This is a genomic window from Sphingomonas sanguinis, assembly GCF_001476905.1.
Lineage (GTDB): Bacteria > Pseudomonadota > Alphaproteobacteria > Sphingomonadales > Sphingomonadaceae > Sphingomonas > Sphingomonas sanguinis_B.
This window is the reverse complement of sequence record NZ_LDTE01000175.1, coordinates 1-14,869: the sequence shown is the minus strand read 5'-3', so window position 1 is coordinate 14,869 and position 14,869 is coordinate 1. Positions and strand designations below refer to the sequence as shown.

10 protein-coding genes and 1 pseudogene are annotated in these 14,869 nt (G+C 67.5%); 10 read left to right on the top strand and 1 reads right to left on the bottom strand.

The genetic code is table 11. The features are described from left to right. From SB4_RS18310 to SB4_RS18290, 5 genes and pseudogenes are all read left to right on the top strand, one after another. Positions 1 to 860, top strand: a pseudogene (locus tag SB4_RS18310) (hypothetical protein); the annotation flags it as partial. After that, entirely contained in the window at positions 850 to 2,187 is a 1,338-nt protein-coding gene (locus SB4_RS18305; protein WP_058753709.1) for an ABC1 kinase family protein, read from the top strand. The pseudogene SB4_RS18310 and the gene SB4_RS18305, both read left to right, overlap by 11 nt. 190 nt (positions 2,188 to 2,377) lie before the next feature. Then, the gene (locus SB4_RS20160) at positions 2,378 to 2,593 is read left to right on the top strand and encodes a hypothetical protein (RefSeq protein WP_058753708.1); all 216 of its coding nucleotides are present in this window, start codon (positions 2,378 to 2,380) and stop codon (positions 2,591 to 2,593) included. Beyond that, a complete protein-coding gene (locus SB4_RS18295; protein ID WP_058753707.1) occupies positions 2,562 to 3,275 on the top strand; it encodes an SOS response-associated peptidase family protein in 714 nt (237 codons plus the stop codon). The genes SB4_RS20160 and SB4_RS18295 overlap by 32 nt, the downstream gene beginning before the upstream one ends. Before the next feature lie 13 nt (positions 3,276 to 3,288). After that, positions 3,289 to 4,560 (top strand): MFS transporter, encoded by a 1,272-nt coding sequence (locus tag SB4_RS18290; protein ID WP_193753886.1) that lies wholly within the window; start codon positions 3,289 to 3,291, stop codon positions 4,558 to 4,560. A 47-nt stretch (positions 4,561 to 4,607) separates the two neighbouring features. Here the strand turns inward: SB4_RS18290 and SB4_RS18285 are convergent, their stop codons facing one another. After that, positions 4,608 to 5,621 carry a helix-turn-helix domain-containing protein gene (locus tag SB4_RS18285; RefSeq protein WP_153006338.1) on the bottom strand — a complete coding sequence of 338 codons (1,014 nt, stop codon included), beginning with the start codon at positions 5,619 to 5,621 and terminating at the stop codon, positions 4,608 to 4,610. A gap of 373 nt (positions 5,622 to 5,994) precedes the next feature. On the opposite strand from SB4_RS18285, the gene SB4_RS18280 reads away from it, so the two are divergent. The 5 genes from SB4_RS18280 to SB4_RS18260 all read left to right on the top strand — a co-directional run bounded on the left by SB4_RS18280 (position 5,995) and on the right by SB4_RS18260 (position 14,651). Continuing rightward, positions 5,995 to 8,358 carry a TonB-dependent receptor gene (locus tag SB4_RS18280; RefSeq protein WP_058753704.1) on the top strand — a complete coding sequence of 788 codons (2,364 nt, stop codon included), beginning with the start codon at positions 5,995 to 5,997 and terminating at the stop codon, positions 8,356 to 8,358. Continuing rightward, entirely contained in the window at positions 8,358 to 9,209 is an 852-nt protein-coding gene (locus SB4_RS18275) for a tyrosine-protein phosphatase (RefSeq protein ID WP_058753703.1), read from the top strand. The genes SB4_RS18280 and SB4_RS18275 overlap by 1 nt, the downstream gene beginning before the upstream one ends. A 181-nt stretch (positions 9,210 to 9,390) precedes the next feature. Beyond that, on the top strand, positions 9,391 to 12,186 hold the full coding sequence (locus SB4_RS18270; RefSeq protein ID WP_206598029.1) for a TonB-dependent receptor: 2,796 nt from the start codon (positions 9,391 to 9,393) through the stop codon (positions 12,184 to 12,186). Beyond that, complete coding sequence (locus tag SB4_RS18265) at positions 12,183 to 13,205, top strand: phytase (RefSeq protein ID WP_193753885.1); 1,023 nt, start codon at positions 12,183 to 12,185, stop codon at positions 13,203 to 13,205. The genes SB4_RS18270 and SB4_RS18265 overlap by 4 nt, the downstream gene beginning before the upstream one ends. A 279-nt stretch (positions 13,206 to 13,484) precedes the next feature. Continuing rightward, positions 13,485 to 14,651 (top strand): nucleotide sugar dehydrogenase, encoded by a 1,167-nt coding sequence (locus SB4_RS18260; protein WP_058753702.1) that lies wholly within the window; start codon positions 13,485 to 13,487, stop codon positions 14,649 to 14,651. Positions 14,652 to 14,869 lie beyond the last annotated feature (218 nt).

Sequence of the window (14,869 nt, the reverse complement as noted above, 5' to 3'; positions counted from 1 at the left end):
TTCAAGGCGTAAGATCGTCGGTAGGGTCAGATTTGTATAAGAGCCAGGGCCTCAACTGGGCGTTCGTCGGCGGGCTGGTGCTGGGGGCGGCGATGCTGATGCGGCCGCAGACGATGCTGTTTCCGCCCTTTCTGGTCGGCGCTTTGTGGTTGTCGCGGGGCGTGGACTGGCGGCGGGCGTTGCTGCTGCTGGTGTTGATCGTGGCGGGGATGGCGGTCCTCGTCGCGCCGTGGACGATGCGCAACCGCGCGGTGCTGGGCGCGCCCGTGCTGGTGTCGACCAATGGCGGCGTCGCGCTGCAGGCCGGGGCCAACGACCTGGCCGATGGCGGCTATTTCCAGGTCGAAAAGTCCCTCCTCTGGGCGCAGGTCGGCATTCCCTTTGCCGAGCGGGTGCCGCGACAGGTCGAGATTGACCGCCGGTTGAAGGCGATGGCGACCGACTGGATCGCCGCGCATCCCGTCCGTTGGGGGCTGCTGGGAGTGCGCAAGGTCGCGCTGCTCTGGATGAAGGACGGCGATGCCTTCTGGTCGCTCGACGCCAGCCATCCCGAACGCGAGACGCTGTGGAAGATCGCGCAAGGGGTGAACCAGCTCTTCTACATGGCGCTGCTCGGGCTGGCGGCCATCGGCATCGGGCTGGCGGCGCGCGCGGCGTGGGCGGGGCGCCAGGGCGCGGAAATGCTGGTCGCGGGCGTGATGCCGCTATTCTGCACCGCGCTCGCCTTCGGCTTTACCGGCCAGACGCGCTATCATTATCCGGCCATGCCCTTCGTCGTCATACTGGCCGCCTGGGTGATCGCGCGCCCGTGGGGGGAACCAAGCCGCGCGCCCGCCGCTATGTCGGGGCATGACGGATGATCCCACCCAGCATCGTGCGGTCCCCAGCGGCCGCTTCGCCCGTGCGGGCGCGTTCGGCCGCCTGGCGGGCGGCGTCGCTGGCGGGATGCTGGCCGAGGGCGCGCGGCGGCTGGCCCAGGGCGAACGGCCCCGGCTCGGTGACCTGATCCTGACCCCCGGCAACGCCGCCCGCGTCGCCGATCGGCTGTCGCACCTGCGCGGCGCGGCGATGAAGCTGGGTCAGATGATCTCGATGGACGCGGGCGACCTGCTGCCGCCCGAGTTGCAGACTATCCTGGCGCGGCTGCGCGACCAGGCGTACCGGATGCCGCCTGCGCAGCTCGACAAGGTGCTGAGGGCCGAGTGGGGCCCCGACTGGCGTCGCAAGTTCCGCCATTTCGAGGCTGCGCCGATGGCCGCCGCCTCGATCGGGCAGGTCCACCGGGCGACGCTGCCTGACGGCCGGGTGCTGGCGATCAAGGTGCAATATCCGGGCGTGCGGGACAGCATCGGGTCGGACGTCGACAATGTGGCCACGCTGCTGCGCGTGTCGAACCTGGTGCCCCCCTCGATCGACCTGAAGCCGCTGCTCGAGGAAGCCAAGCGCCAGCTGGCCGAGGAAGCCGATTATATCCGCGAGGCCGACCGGATGCGGGTGTACGGCGCGCATCTGGCGGGCGATCCGCGCTATGTCGTGCCGTCGCCGGTCCCCGAGCTGACGACGCCGCTTGTCCTGGCGATGGACTTCGTGCCCGGCCAGTCGGTCGAGACACTGGCGGAGGCACCCCAGGCGACCCGCGACACCGCGATGACTGCGCTGATCCAGCTGGTCTTACGCGAGCTATTCGACTTCGGCATGATGCAGACCGATCCGAACTTTGCCAATTATCGCTGGCAAGCGGAGACGGGACGGCTGGTGCTGCTCGATTTCGGCGCGGCGCGCGACGTGCCGCCCGAGACCGCCGCCTCCTATCGGCGGTTGATCGAGGCGGGCCTGGCGCATGACCGCGACCGGATTCGCGAGATCGCGGTAGAGACGGGCTTTCTGGGCGAGAAGGCGGTCGCCGCGCACCGCCCGGCGGTCGACCGGATCATCGCCGCGATCGACGACACGATGGCGAGGCCGGGCCCATTCGACTTCGGCGACCGCGCCTTCGTGCCGGTGGTGCGCGAGGAGACCCGGCCGATGATCGCCGACCGCGACACCTGGCACGTCCCGCATGTCGAGACGCTGTTCGTCCAGCGCAAGGTCAGCGGGACCGCGCTGCTCTGCGCCCGGTTGAAGGCGCGGGTCGATGTCCGCGGGTTGGCCGCCCAAGCGATCGGGAGCGCCATTCCGTCAGTATAGGAAGGGGGAGCACGCCACCCGGCAAGGGGCGATCGAAAGGTTCCGGCGTCGACCGTCTCAACGGTGAGACATGGGGGCGTGGCCCATGGGCACTGCCAACCGATTGACCTACAGGATTAAAGCCGAAGCGGACGGACTGTCTCAACGCCAGTCGTCCGCCGTCCTTCCTCCATGTTGTCAAAGGCCGATCGTGTTCGCCCTGCCCGTTGCCATTCCCTTTCGGCGCCACCGCAACTGGCAGACCGTGTTTCTGCTGTTCGGCTTCGTCCAGTTGCAGAGCGACCATCGCCGCCACATGCTGATTTGTCGGCGGGTGCAGCGCCGTTACTCGTCGACGCGCCGCCATTGGATCTGGACCGTACCGAACCGTCCCCATGTCGATCTATCCGCTGCGTCCCAGCCCTAAGCCGCACGGGCGCGACCGCGCGATGCTGGACCGGACGGCGGAGGCGCTGGGCCGGACTTTCGGGCTGGACGGGGCCGCGCAAGGATCGTGGGGCAACTGGTCGCATCTGGGCGAGCTGCTTCCCAGCCAGCCCGCCTTTGTGTTGCGCCGGACGCCGGAAAGCGTCGGCTTGAGCCTGGATACCCAGCGCTGGGATATCAGCGGGGGTGCGGGATGCTGGCCGACGACCTGGATTCTCAGCGTGTCGCTGCCCTGGTGGCGGCGCCTGGCGACGCGTCCGGCGCAGCGCTGCCTGATCCCGGTCACCGCTTGCGCCGCGCCGCTGCCGCCCCGTGACGGGCGCGACGGACGGTCGGGCTGGTTCACCATGGTCGACGAACCCCTCTTCACCATCGCGGGCCTGTGGCGCGACACCGGCGATGCGCGCTGTTTCGCGATGCTGGCCTGTCCGACCGATGGCTCCTTTCCCGTCATGCCGGTGGTGATCGCGGCCGGGGATCGTGCGACCTGGCTGGATGCCGACTGGGACGCGGCGGCCCCGTTGATGACGGCGGTAGGCCCGGAGCGGGTTAGCATCGGACTTTCCGAAGACGATGCGCCGTTCTATGCCGAAGAGGAAAGGGATCGATATTGGGATCGGCCCCCGGCGGACTTGGCGACGCGGTCGGTCACCGGATACTGACGAAGGAGTCCGCTTGCCCCCTCTTCCCCGGCATCAGGGCTATCGCGTCGCGTGGCTGATGGCGCTGGTTCATATGCTGGCGGTCGGCGACCGCTTTCTGCTGTCGATCCTGATCGAGCCGATCAAGGCCGATCTGGGCCTGGGCGATGCGGTGATCGGCGCGTTGCAGGGCCCCGCCTTTGCCATCGTCAACGGCGTCGCCATCATCCCGATGATCCTGCTGGCGCGCCGCTGGCCGCTGGCGCGGCTGCTCGCCGTCGCGCTGGCGGGGTCTAGCGTCGCGACCATCGCCTGCGGTCTGGCGACATCGGGCGGGATGCTGGCGGGGGCGCGCATGATGCTGGGCCTGGCCCAGGCCGCGATCGGCCCCGCCGCGATGGGCCTGATCGTCGCCGCCATCGCGCCAGCGCATCGCGGGCGCGGGATCAGCCTGTTCACCGGAGGAGCGTCGCTGGGCCGGGGGCTGGCCATGATCGGGGGCGGCGCGCTGCTGGCGCTCTTCGCGCTGCTCGGCGGGGCGGTCGCGCCATGGCGGGCGGTGTTCGTCGCAGGCGGCGCGATCGGCCTGCCGCTGGCGCTGGTGCTGTCGCGAATGGCATCGCCCGACGCGCGACCGCAGGGCGGCGGGCAGCCTATGGGCGAGGCGCTGCGCCGGATGATCGCCGATGCGCGCGTGCTGCTGCCCCATATCCTGGCGGCGTTGTGCGCGGTGCTGGTGATCCAGTCGCTGACCAGCTGGTCGGCCAGCCTGCTGATCCGTCTCCACGGCCTGACGCCGCCCCGCGCGGGTCTGTATGTCGGGCTGGCGATGATGCTGGCCGGGGCGTTCGGGCACGTTCTGGGCGGCATGCTCGCCGATCGCTGGGGCAGGGGGGCGCCCGCACTGATGCTGCTAGGGCTGGCAGTGGCGACCCTGGCACTGTGGCCGCTGACCCGTGCGAGCGATCTGATGCTGGCGCTCGCCGCGCTGGTGGTGGCGGTCGTCGGGCTGTCGATCACGCTGGCCAACGGCCTGATCGGGTTACAGCAGAGGGTGCCGCCCGATCTGCGGGTCGAGACGACGGCGATCTTCCTGACCCTCGTCACGCTGCTCGGCACTGCGCTCGGCCCCTGGGCGGTCGGCGCGGCCGCCCAGGCGATCGCCGGGCCGACCGGCCTGGCCGACGCGATCGGTCGGGTGCTGGGGGTGACCGGGCTGGTAGGGTGTGGGGCTGGGCTGGTGGCGATGCGGGCCGATAGAGGCGATCGCCCCCAGGAAGGCGAGATGGCAGGTCGCCAGGCCTGACGGAACACCCTTTGCGAAACTCCCGCTTCCACCGGCTTCGCAGGCGCTTAATCCAGTTCGTGCATCCAGCCGTTCCAGCGGCGGGTGCCCGTCTCCACCGCATCGCCCTGGTCCCGGCGGAAGCGCGCGCGGTACTCGGTCGGGTCGGTCCCCTGGTCGGCGCGAAAGGCGCGGACCAGTCCCGCCACGTCACCCAGGCCATAATCCCGCGCCAGCTCGTCCAGCCCCCGCTCCTCAGCGCCCTCCAGCGCGCGGCGGACCGCATCGATGCGGCGTCGGCGCACATGGCTCGCGATCCCGCCGCTGCGTTGATACAGGCGGTAAAGCGTCGCGCGCGACACCCCGACCCGTTCCGCCACGACTGCGCCGGTCAGGTTCGGATTGGCCAACTCTCGGTCGATCAACTGCTCGACGGCCTCGCGGCGCAGATGGTCCTGACGCCGCGCCTCGACCGCGACGTCGCGGGGGCCGCCCAGCGCGGTCGGCAGCAGTTCGATCAGCGCGCGGGCAAAGGCGCCGTCATGCCGGTCGTCCAGCGCGGGGGCATGGCGGACCAGCGATTGCAGGAAGTCGCTGAGCATCGCGGTATCGGGGGCCTGCACGACCAGCCCGTGCAGTGCGCCCAAACTGCCGAGCGCGGCCAGCGCCAGCTCCCGCGCGATGCTGGCGGTGATGACGTGCAGGTCGCGCGCCTCGGTCCGGTGGCCGCGTCGCGTGTCGAGAAAGACGATATCGCCCGGCCCGGCCCGCTCGAACCCGCTGCGTGGTCCGCCGATCAGCGTGCCCGACAGGACATGGTGGAGCACGATATGGTCGAAGCCGTCCGCCTGCACCCGTTCCTCGCGGACATGCGCCATGCCCGACAGGTGCCGGTCGAACAGCAGCATGTGGCGAAAACGCCAGCCGGTGACGCGTGCGTGGAACGGCCCACCCAGCCGGATGACATCTGCCCCTCCGGCATAGAGCTGGCGATACCGGTCGAACGCGAGGTCCTCGTCCATTCCCTCGCTGGAAAAACCGATGGCTTCCTTCAATCCCCATTCTCCTGACCGGTCGGTCATAATCGCTCGTGGGACGGCGCGCCATGGTCGCTAAGCGGGCCAACCCGGCGGCGTGAGCGCAGTTGGGCGAGAGCGGACGACTTTTCTGATTCCGTCACCGCCGCTGTCCGATTTTGGCGAATCCCGAGCAACTGGTCGTGCGAGATCGAGATCACATGGTCGAGTGGCTATTTTTCTGATCGTGGCAAATCGGCATGACCTATTCTTCCATATCACGGCGGAAAGTTGATCGCCGTACTTCGACGTGAGGAAGAGGTGGATTTCATGACATCATTGTCATCATAAAAACCGCATTCTTCCCCCATAACGTCATCAAGTCGCAACGATCCGATACCAAGGGACGGCCGCACAGTCCTTTGGGGGAATCCATATCATGATCTCGTTCGACCCGCGTTTCGCGGGGCGCTGTCTTGCGTCCAGCGCACTGGCCCTTCTGCTCGCCACGCCTGCGCTGGCGGCCGACCCGGTGGTCGACCCGGCCAAGACGATTGCGCCCGACGACCAGAAGACCAATGCCGATGGTTCGCTGAACGAGGTCATCGTCACAGCCGAGAAGCGCCCCCAGAGCCTGCAGAAGACGCCGATCGCCATCTCGGTCCTGTCGTCCGAGGACTTGCAGAACCGCCATGTCCAGTCGCTGGTCGACCTGCAGGACGGCGCGATCCCGAGCCTCCGTGTCGCGCCCTTCTATTCGCGCAACTCGGCGCTCATCATGAACATCCGCGGCATCGGTGTGCTGGCCGACAGCAACCAGCCCGCGCGCGACCAGGGCGTCGGTGTCTATATCGACGGCGTGTATCTAGGCCGCGCCCAGGGGCTGGGCACCGCGCTCTACGATATCGAGAGCATCGAGGTGCTCAAGGGCCCGCAGGGCACGCTGTTCGGCCGCAATACCGAGGGCGGCGCGGTCAGCATCGTGACCAAGAAGCCGACCGGCGAGTTCGGCCTGTCGGCGACCGCGGGCATCGGCAATTACGGCAGCCACAAGATCGAGGGGCATCTGAACCTGCCCGAATGGCATAATTTCGCGGTCAAGCTGGACGGCATCGTCACCAAGCGCGACGGGCTGGTCGACAATCCGCTGCCCGGCCAGGCCGATTTCAACGGCTTCGACCGGCACGGCGCGCATGTCGAGGTGCTGTGGAAACCGCAAGACGGGGTCAGCGCCGACTATGCGTTCGACACCTCCTATGACGCCTCGACCCCGCTCTATCTCCAGACGATCACCGCCGGCACGCTGACCCGCGCGCCCGCCTTGCCGCTCCAGCCGAACCGGGTGCGCACCGCCAGCGTCGGCGTGCCGCAGCAGGAGAGCATCGGCAAGACGCATGGCCACCGCCTGACGCTCGGCCTGGACCTGGCGCCCGGATTGCAGCTGAAGTCGATCACCGCGTATCGCGAGCTGGACCAGAGCCAGTATGACAATGGCGGCCAGAACAGCACCACCTTCAAGCCGAACGGCAGCTTCAGCCGCTACAGCCTGGCGGGCTTCGCGCAGAACCAGTTCAGCCAGGAAATCCAGCTGATCGGCGATGCGCCGCGCCTGAAATATGTCGCGGGCGCGATGGCGTATCGCGAGCATACCGAAGACAATGCCCAGGCGTTCAACACCAATGTCTGGAATGCGGACGGCACCGCCTCCACCATCGCGAACTACGCCATCGCCACCGTGCCGTTCGACCGCGCCAGCCGGATCACCACGCGCAGCATCGGCGCGTTCGGCCAGGCGACCTGGACCCCGGCGATCCTGGACGACCGGCTGCACGTCACGGGCGGCGCGCGCTATACCCGCGACATGAAGAAGGGGCAGCTGTTCATCGTCAACGGCAAGACGCCCAATGTCGACGGCGTGGTCGCCCCGCGCACGCTGGACGCGGCCTGGTCGCGCGTCGATCCGCTGCTGACGCTGGCCTATGACGTGACGAACGACGTCCATGTCTATGGCAAATGGTCGGAGGGGTATAAGTCGGGCGGCGCCAATTCGCGCTCGCTGCGCTATGCGCCGTTCAACCCGGAAACGCTGTCGATGTTCGAGATCGGCGCCAAGACCGAGTTCCTCGACCACCGCGTCCGCCTGAACCTGGCCGCCTATACCGGCGCGTACAAGGCGATCCAGATCGACTTCCAGGCCAATTACCTGCAGGTCGATGCGCAGGGCAATCTGCTCCAGACCAACCGCACCACCATCGAGACGACCAACGCACCGGGCACCGGCCGCGCCAAGGGGATCGAGGCCGAGCTGACCGTCGCGCCGATGACCGGGCTGACGCTCAGCGCCAGCTATTCCTATAACGACGTCACCATCCCGGCGACGGTGAACCCGTTCCCGCAAGGGGCGAGCGGTGTGATCGTGACGACGCCGATCAAGATCTATCCAGTCTATACCCCGGCGCACGCCGCCAGCGGATCGATCGATTACGACCGGCCGATGGGCGACTATAATCTGATCGCGCATCTCGACGCCAATTACGACAGCGGCTTCTACGCCAATTACAACGACCCCGCGCCGGGCGTGAGCCAGCCCAAGGGCGATCCGGGCTTCGTCGTCAACGGCCGGATCGGCGTCGCCGACATCGCGCTCAACGACACCGGCGCACGCCTGACCCTGTCGGCCTGGGCGCGCAACCTCTTCAACGAGCAGCATATGTTCTACAAGGGGTTGAACACGCTGACCGGCGTGTCGGGCTTCTTCAACGAACCGCGCACCTATGGCCTCGAAGCCGGGGTGAAGTTCTGATGCGTGGCCTGATCGCTCTTGCCATGGTGCTGGCGGTGCCGGTGGGTGGGCCGATGGGGGCGGGGGCTTCGGCCTCTGCTCCGGTCGCGAACGCGGCGCAGACCCGTGTCCTGCCGCTGCAAGGCGGGCGCAATTTCCGCGATCTGGGCGGCTATCGCACCGCCGATGGACGGATGGTGAAATGGGGGCTGCTCTATCGCTCGGGCCAGATGCACGACCTGACCCCGGCGGATTACACGTACCTGCAAAAGCTGGGCATCCGCACCGTCTGCGACTTTCGCGACACGCGCGAACGCACGACCGAGCCGACGCTGTGGCCCGCCGGGCACCGCCCCAAGGTGCTGAGCGACGATTATGCGCTGGACATGAGCGCGATGCAGCTGCCCGGCGACCCCGCGACCTGGACCCATGAGCAGGTCGTGGACGCGATGACCGCCACCTATCCCAGGCTGCTCGACCAGTTCAACGGCCAGTACCGCCGCATGTTCGCCGAGCTGCTGGCGGGCGACGTGCCGCTCGCCTTTCACTGTACGGCGGGCAAGGACCGGACGGGCGTGGCCGCTGCACTCCTCCTGACCGCGCTGGGCGTGCCGCGCGCGACGATCATTGAGGATTATCTCCTCTCCAACCAGCACATGGCCCCACCGCCCGCGCACCCGACCGGCTTCTGGGCCAAGCTATCGCCGGAGGCCGCCCGCACCTTCGCCGGTGTCGACCGCCGCTATATCGACGCGGTGTTCGCGGTCACCGACCGTCATCCCGGCGGGACCATGGGCTATCTGAAGGACGAACTGGGCCTGGATGCAGCCAAAATCGCAAAGCTGCGCGGGATGTACCTGACAAAGGGGTGAGCGCTTTCTTCCCTTTCCGGCGCGGGGAAGGGGACATCCGCCGTCTCACGGATGGATGACGGTGCCGTCATCCATCCGTCATTACTTCATCATGCTTGCGTAACAATGCGCCGCCACGGGGGCGGGAACGACCGGCGCCTGGGGGAGGGTGTCGGCACGACCAGCACCCAGGGGGAGCATCATGCACGCCATCCGTTCCGGCATCCGCGGTCTCGCGGGGGCCTCACTCATTGCCTTGGGCTTTGCCGCCACGGTCGCGCAGGCCGAGGCGCCAGACAGCGCCCCTGCGGGCGTCACCCTGTCGGGGCCGATCCTGTCGGGCCGCGTCTATGACGCGAACGGCACCGCGCTGCCCGGCGCGCGCATCGCGGTCGAGGGGACGGGTGCGCAGGCGACCACCAACCTCCAGGGCGAGTTCAGCCTGGTCACCCCGGACGAGACCAGCGACGTCACCCTGCTGATCGACTATCTCGGCCGCCCGCCGGTCACGCGGGTCGTCACCGCGGCAGAGCGCGGTCGCCCGTTGTCGCTGACGCTGCCGACCGCCGAGGGGCCGCGCGGTGAGATCGTCGTCACCGGCGCCTCGCTGCTCGACAATACCGCGCGCGCGCTCAACCAGCAGCGGACGGCGGACAACACCATCACCGTCATTTCGTCGGACGCGATCGGTCGCTTCCCCGACCCCAATATCGCCGAAGCGCTGCAGCGCGCGCCGGGGGTCGGCATCGAGCGTGACCAGGGCGAGGGCCGCTATATCAACGTGCGCGGTGCGCCGTCGGAATGGTCGGCCGTGTCGGTCGATGGCATCCAGATCCCCTCGGTCGATCCGACGACGCGCGCGGTCGACCTGGACACGCTGCCCTCCGACATCGTTGCCAATCTGGAAGTGACCAAGTCGCTGCTGCCGTATCAGGATGCGGACTCGATCGCGGGCGCGGTCAACATCACCACCCGTTCGCCCTTCGATCGCAAGGGCTTTGCCCTGACCGGCATGGCGGGAATGAGCTACAACCAGTTCGGCAAGGGCCATGACTATCGCGGATCGGCTGCGGTCAGTGACACCTTCGGCCCCGATCGCCAGTTCGGCCTGCTGCTCTCGGGCAGCTATTCGATGACGCATCGCCGCCCCGACAATGTCGAGAACACCTGGAGCCAGACCCCGGCAGGCCTGCGCGTCACCGAGACGCTGTTCAAGGATTACGACACCAAGCGCCAGCGGATCGCGGGCACCGGCGCGTTCGAGTGGCGGCCGTCGGACATGACCCATGCCTGGGTGCGCGGCACCTATGCCCGGTTCGAGGATGACGAGTTTCGCGACCGGCTTGGCATCCTGTGGAGCGAGGGCACGCTGCTGGCCGGATCGACCGATCGCGCCGCCACGTATCGCAACACCCGCATCGAAAAGCAGGTCCGCCACCGCAAACAGGTGAACGAAATCTGGTCGGCGACGGCGGGTATCGAACAGCGGCTGGGCGAGGGCACGATCCGCGCGGACGTGGCCTATAGCGAAAGCTCGCAGACCTATCCGCGCCGTGACGAGCTGCTGTTCCGCTCGTCGCTGCGGCCGACGCTTTCCTACGACTTCGCCGATGTCGACCTGCCCAGCTATTCGCTATTCACGTCGAAGGAGCATCTCCAGACCGGCACCTTCGCGTTCCGCGAGAATGCCTATCGGTCGAACACCACCAAGAATGACGAGCTGACGCTGGCGGTCCGCACCGACCTGCCGGTGGGAGAGCTGGTGACCTTCTCGACCGGCGGCAAATATCGCGAGCGGCATATCAACGCCGATGAAGAGCGGTTCCGCGACCGCCGGACCTCGGCCGCGCCGAGCCAGACGCTGGCGGGGCTGTTGTCCGACGAGGACTCGCGCAACTTTGGTTATGACCTGGGCAAGCGCTTCGACACCGGGCTGGCGGACGCCTATTTCGATGCGACCAAGGCCGCTTCGCAACGCCGCCTGCCGCAGTCGCTGACCGCCGATTACACCGCCGAGGAGAAGATCCTCGGCCTGTTCGGCATGGCCAAATATGTGAAGGACGGCACGACGCTGGTCGCGGGCCTGCGCGTCGAGACCACCGATTTCGAAAGCACCGCGCCCAGCGTCTCGCGCACCGGCGCGGTCGTCACGGCCCGGGGGCATAATGGCTATGCCGATTTCTTCCCGAACCTGACGCTGCGTCAGGCCTTCACCCCCAATCTGATCCTGCGCGCCGCGCTGAGCCGCGCGATCAACCGTCCCAATTTCCCGCAGATCGCGCCGCGCGTGCTGGAGACGACCGAGGGCAACACGGTGCGCGTCGAGTTCGGCAATCCCGACCTGCGGCCGACCCTGTCGAACAATGCCGATGCGGGCCTGGAATATTACATCCGGCCGCTGGGCGTGATCTCGGTCAACGGTTTCTATAAGGACCTGTCCGACTATCGCTACACGCTGACCAACACCGGCGTGTATAACGGCGTGGGCGGCGCGATCCTGAGCCGCCCGGTCAACGCGCGCAAGGGCGAGCTGTACGGCGTCGAGCTGAACTGGCAACAGCAGTTGAGCTTCCTGCCCGGCTTCCTCAGCGGCTTCGGCGTGTTCGCCAACTATACCTATACCAAGGGGCATGCGACCTTCGACGGCAGCTTTGCCGGGCGCAGCCGCTTCGCGCTGCCGGGCCAGTCGACGCATATGTGGAATGCCAGCGTCTTCTATGAGCGCGGCCCCGTGAACCTGCGCGTCGCCTATACCAAGCGCTCCGACTATCTGGACGAGATCAACGCCGACAACCCCGCGCTCGACCTATACTGGGAGGGGCGCGGCCAGCTCGACGTCACGGGCAGCGTGCAGCTGGCCGAGGGCATCAACCTGTTCGCCGAAGGCAAGAACCTGACCAACACGCCGGGCGTGCGCTATTTCGGCGAGCGATATCGTACCTATGAATATGAGAAGTTCGGCTACACGATCTTCGGCGGCCTGCGGGTGAAGCTGTGAGGGCCGCTTTCCTGACCCTGCTGCTCGCCGGGTGCGCCAGCGTGCCCGCGAGCACACCGCAAGCCGCCGCCCCGGTCATCGCCGCCACGGCCGAGACCGATCCGGTCGACAGCGTGGCGGATGCGGCGGACGATCCCGCGATCTGGCGCAACGCGGCCGACCCGGCCGCCAGCCTGGTCATCGGCACCGACAAAAAGGTCGGCATCCATGTCTATGACCTGAAGGGCAAGCGCCTGTCCTTCACGCCTGCCGCACGGCTGAACAATGTCGACCTGCGCACGCTCGCGGACGGGCGGGTGATCGCCGCGGCCAGCGACCGGGCGGATGTGGCGAACGCGCATGTCGCGCTGTTCACCCTCGACACCTCTGCGGGCCGGCTGGTGCCGATGGGCCGCTATCCGGTGGGAGCGGGCGAGGCCTATGGCATGTGCCTGTGGACCCGCGCCAGCGACCAGGCGCTGTTCGGCTTTGTCGTGCTGAAGGACGGGCGGATCGACCAGGTCCGTATCGACCTGTCGGGTGCAACCCCGCGCGTGGACACGGTACGCAGCATGAAGCTCGGCACCCAGGCGGAGGGCTGCGTGGTCGACGATCGCACCGGCCAGCTCTATGTCGCCGAGGAGGATGTCGGGCTGTGGCGCTTCGCGGCTGACCCCGCCGCGCCGACCACCGCGACCCCGATCGCCAAGGTGGACGGCCGCACCCTCGTCGCCGATGCCGAAGGATTGGCACTCGCGCCCAAGGGCGCGACGGGCGGCTATCTGGTCGTCTCCAGCCAGGGCGACAGCGCCTATACCGTCTACCGCCTGCCCGACATGGCCTATGCCGGGCGCTTCCGCATCGGGGGCGGCGCGATCGACGGGACCAGCGAGACCGACGGGATCGAGCTGGTGCTGGGCGATTTCGGGCCCGACTACCCCAAGGGCCTGTTCGTCGCGCAGGACGGCGACAACGCGCCGGACACGCAGAACTTCAAATATGTCAGCTGGGCCCGGGTAGTGAAGGCGCTGGGGCTATAAGGAGATGGCTATTCCTCCCCTGTAAGGGGAGGTGGCGCGCGTAGCGCGTCGGAGGGGTATCACCCTCTCGATAGCGGGACACCCCTCCGTCAGGCCTGCGGCCTGCCACCTCCCCTCGCAGGGGAGGAATGGGGAGCCCGATATTGTGGCGAAACGGGACAGGTCCCCCCATCCTCGCACCCTGGCAATTGCCCTGACCGGGCCCTTCGGGCATGGCCGGCGATGAAGCATGGCGGGGGGGCCGGCGGGCCGGTCTCCCTCTTGGCTAAGGTGCATGGAATGAAGATCGCTGTTTTCGGCCTCGGCTATGTCGGAATGTCCAACGCGGTGCTGCTGGCGCAGCATAACCGGGTCGTCGCGGTCGACATCTCGCCCGAGCGGGTAGCGATGGTCAATGCGCGCACCTCGCCGATCATCGATGCCGAGCTGCAGGACTTTCTGACCGGCCGCACGCTGGACCTGACCGCGACCACCGATGCGGCGGACGCGCTGTCGGGCGCGGATTACGTCATCGTCGCCACGCCGACCAACTACGACATCGACACCAACAGCTTCAACACCTCTTCGGTCGAGGCGGTCATCGCGCTGGCCAAGACCCATGCGCCGCAAGCGACCGTGGTCGTCAAGTCGACGATCCCGGTCGGTTTCATCGACGATGTGCGCGTGCGCCTGCTCACCAACCAAGTCGTCTTCAGCCCTGAATTCCTGCGCGAGGGTCGCGCGCTGCACGACAATCTCCACCCGTCGCGGATCATTGTCGGCGAACAGTCGGAGCGGGCGCGCGTCTTCGCTGACCTGTTGGTCCAAGGCGCGGAAAAGCAGGACATTCCCGTCCTGTTCACCGGCACCCGCGAGGCCGAGGCGATCAAGCTGTTCGCCAACACCTATCTCGCGATGCGCGTCGCCTTCTTCAACGAGCTCGACAGCTATGCGATCGCCGGCGACATGGACACGCGCCAGATCATCGAGGGCGTCGGCCTCGATCCGCGCATCGGCACGCACTATAACAATCCCAGCTTCGGTTATGGCGGCTATTGCCTGCCCAAGGATACCAAGCAGCTGCTGGCCAATTACACCAACGTGCCGCAGAACCTGATCCGCGCGATCGTCGACGCCAATCGCACGCGAAAGGATTTCCTGGCCGACCAGATCATCGCGCGGGCGCCCAAGCGGGTCGGTATCTTCCGCCTGACCATGAAGGCGGGCTCGGACAATTTCCGCCAGTCCTCGATCCAGGGCATCATGAAGCGGATCAAGGCCAAGGGGATCGAAGTCGTCGTCTTCGAGCCGACCCTGCAGGACGAGGCGTTCTTCGGATCGCGTGTGTACCGCGACCTGGGCCGATTCAAGCAGGACAGCGACGTCATCATCGCCAACCGCAACGATCCCGAGCTGGCCGATGTCGCGGACAAGCTGTTCACCCGCGACATCTTCGGCTCGGACTGAAGGGACACCGCCTTCCTCCCTGACAGGGGAGGAAGGACGATGCCCTTCCGATCAGCGGCAGATGCGGACCCGCTCCCAGCCGCGATATTCCGTCCAGCAGCGGCGGTACGGCCGGTAGTGCGGCCGATAGCCATAGCCCGCATCGCGCCAGCCATAACCGCCCTCATAGCCGCGATATCCGCCGTCATAACCACCCCAGCGCGGCGGGGGAGGGGGCG

Bases quoted from the DNA above. Each gene is read 5' to 3' on its own strand.
- SB4_RS18305 (WP_058753709.1), top strand. From the start codon at position 850: ATGACGGATGATCCCACCCAGCATCGTGCGGTCCCCAGCGGCCGCTTC.
- SB4_RS18295 (WP_058753707.1), top strand. From the start codon at position 2,562: ATGTCGATCTATCCGCTGCGTCCCAGCCCTAAGCCGCACGGGCGCGAC.
- SB4_RS18285 (WP_153006338.1), bottom strand. From the start codon at position 5,621: ATGACCGACCGGTCAGGAGAATGGGGATTGAAGGAAGCCATCGGTTTT.
- SB4_RS18280 (WP_058753704.1), top strand. From the start codon at position 5,995: ATGATCTCGTTCGACCCGCGTTTCGCGGGGCGCTGTCTTGCGTCCAGC.
- SB4_RS18275 (WP_058753703.1), top strand. From the start codon at position 8,358: ATGCGTGGCCTGATCGCTCTTGCCATGGTGCTGGCGGTGCCGGTGGGT.
- SB4_RS18270 (WP_206598029.1), top strand. From the start codon at position 9,391: ATGCACGCCATCCGTTCCGGCATCCGCGGTCTCGCGGGGGCCTCACTC.
- SB4_RS18260 (WP_058753702.1), top strand. From the start codon at position 13,485: ATGAAGATCGCTGTTTTCGGCCTCGGCTATGTCGGAATGTCCAACGCG.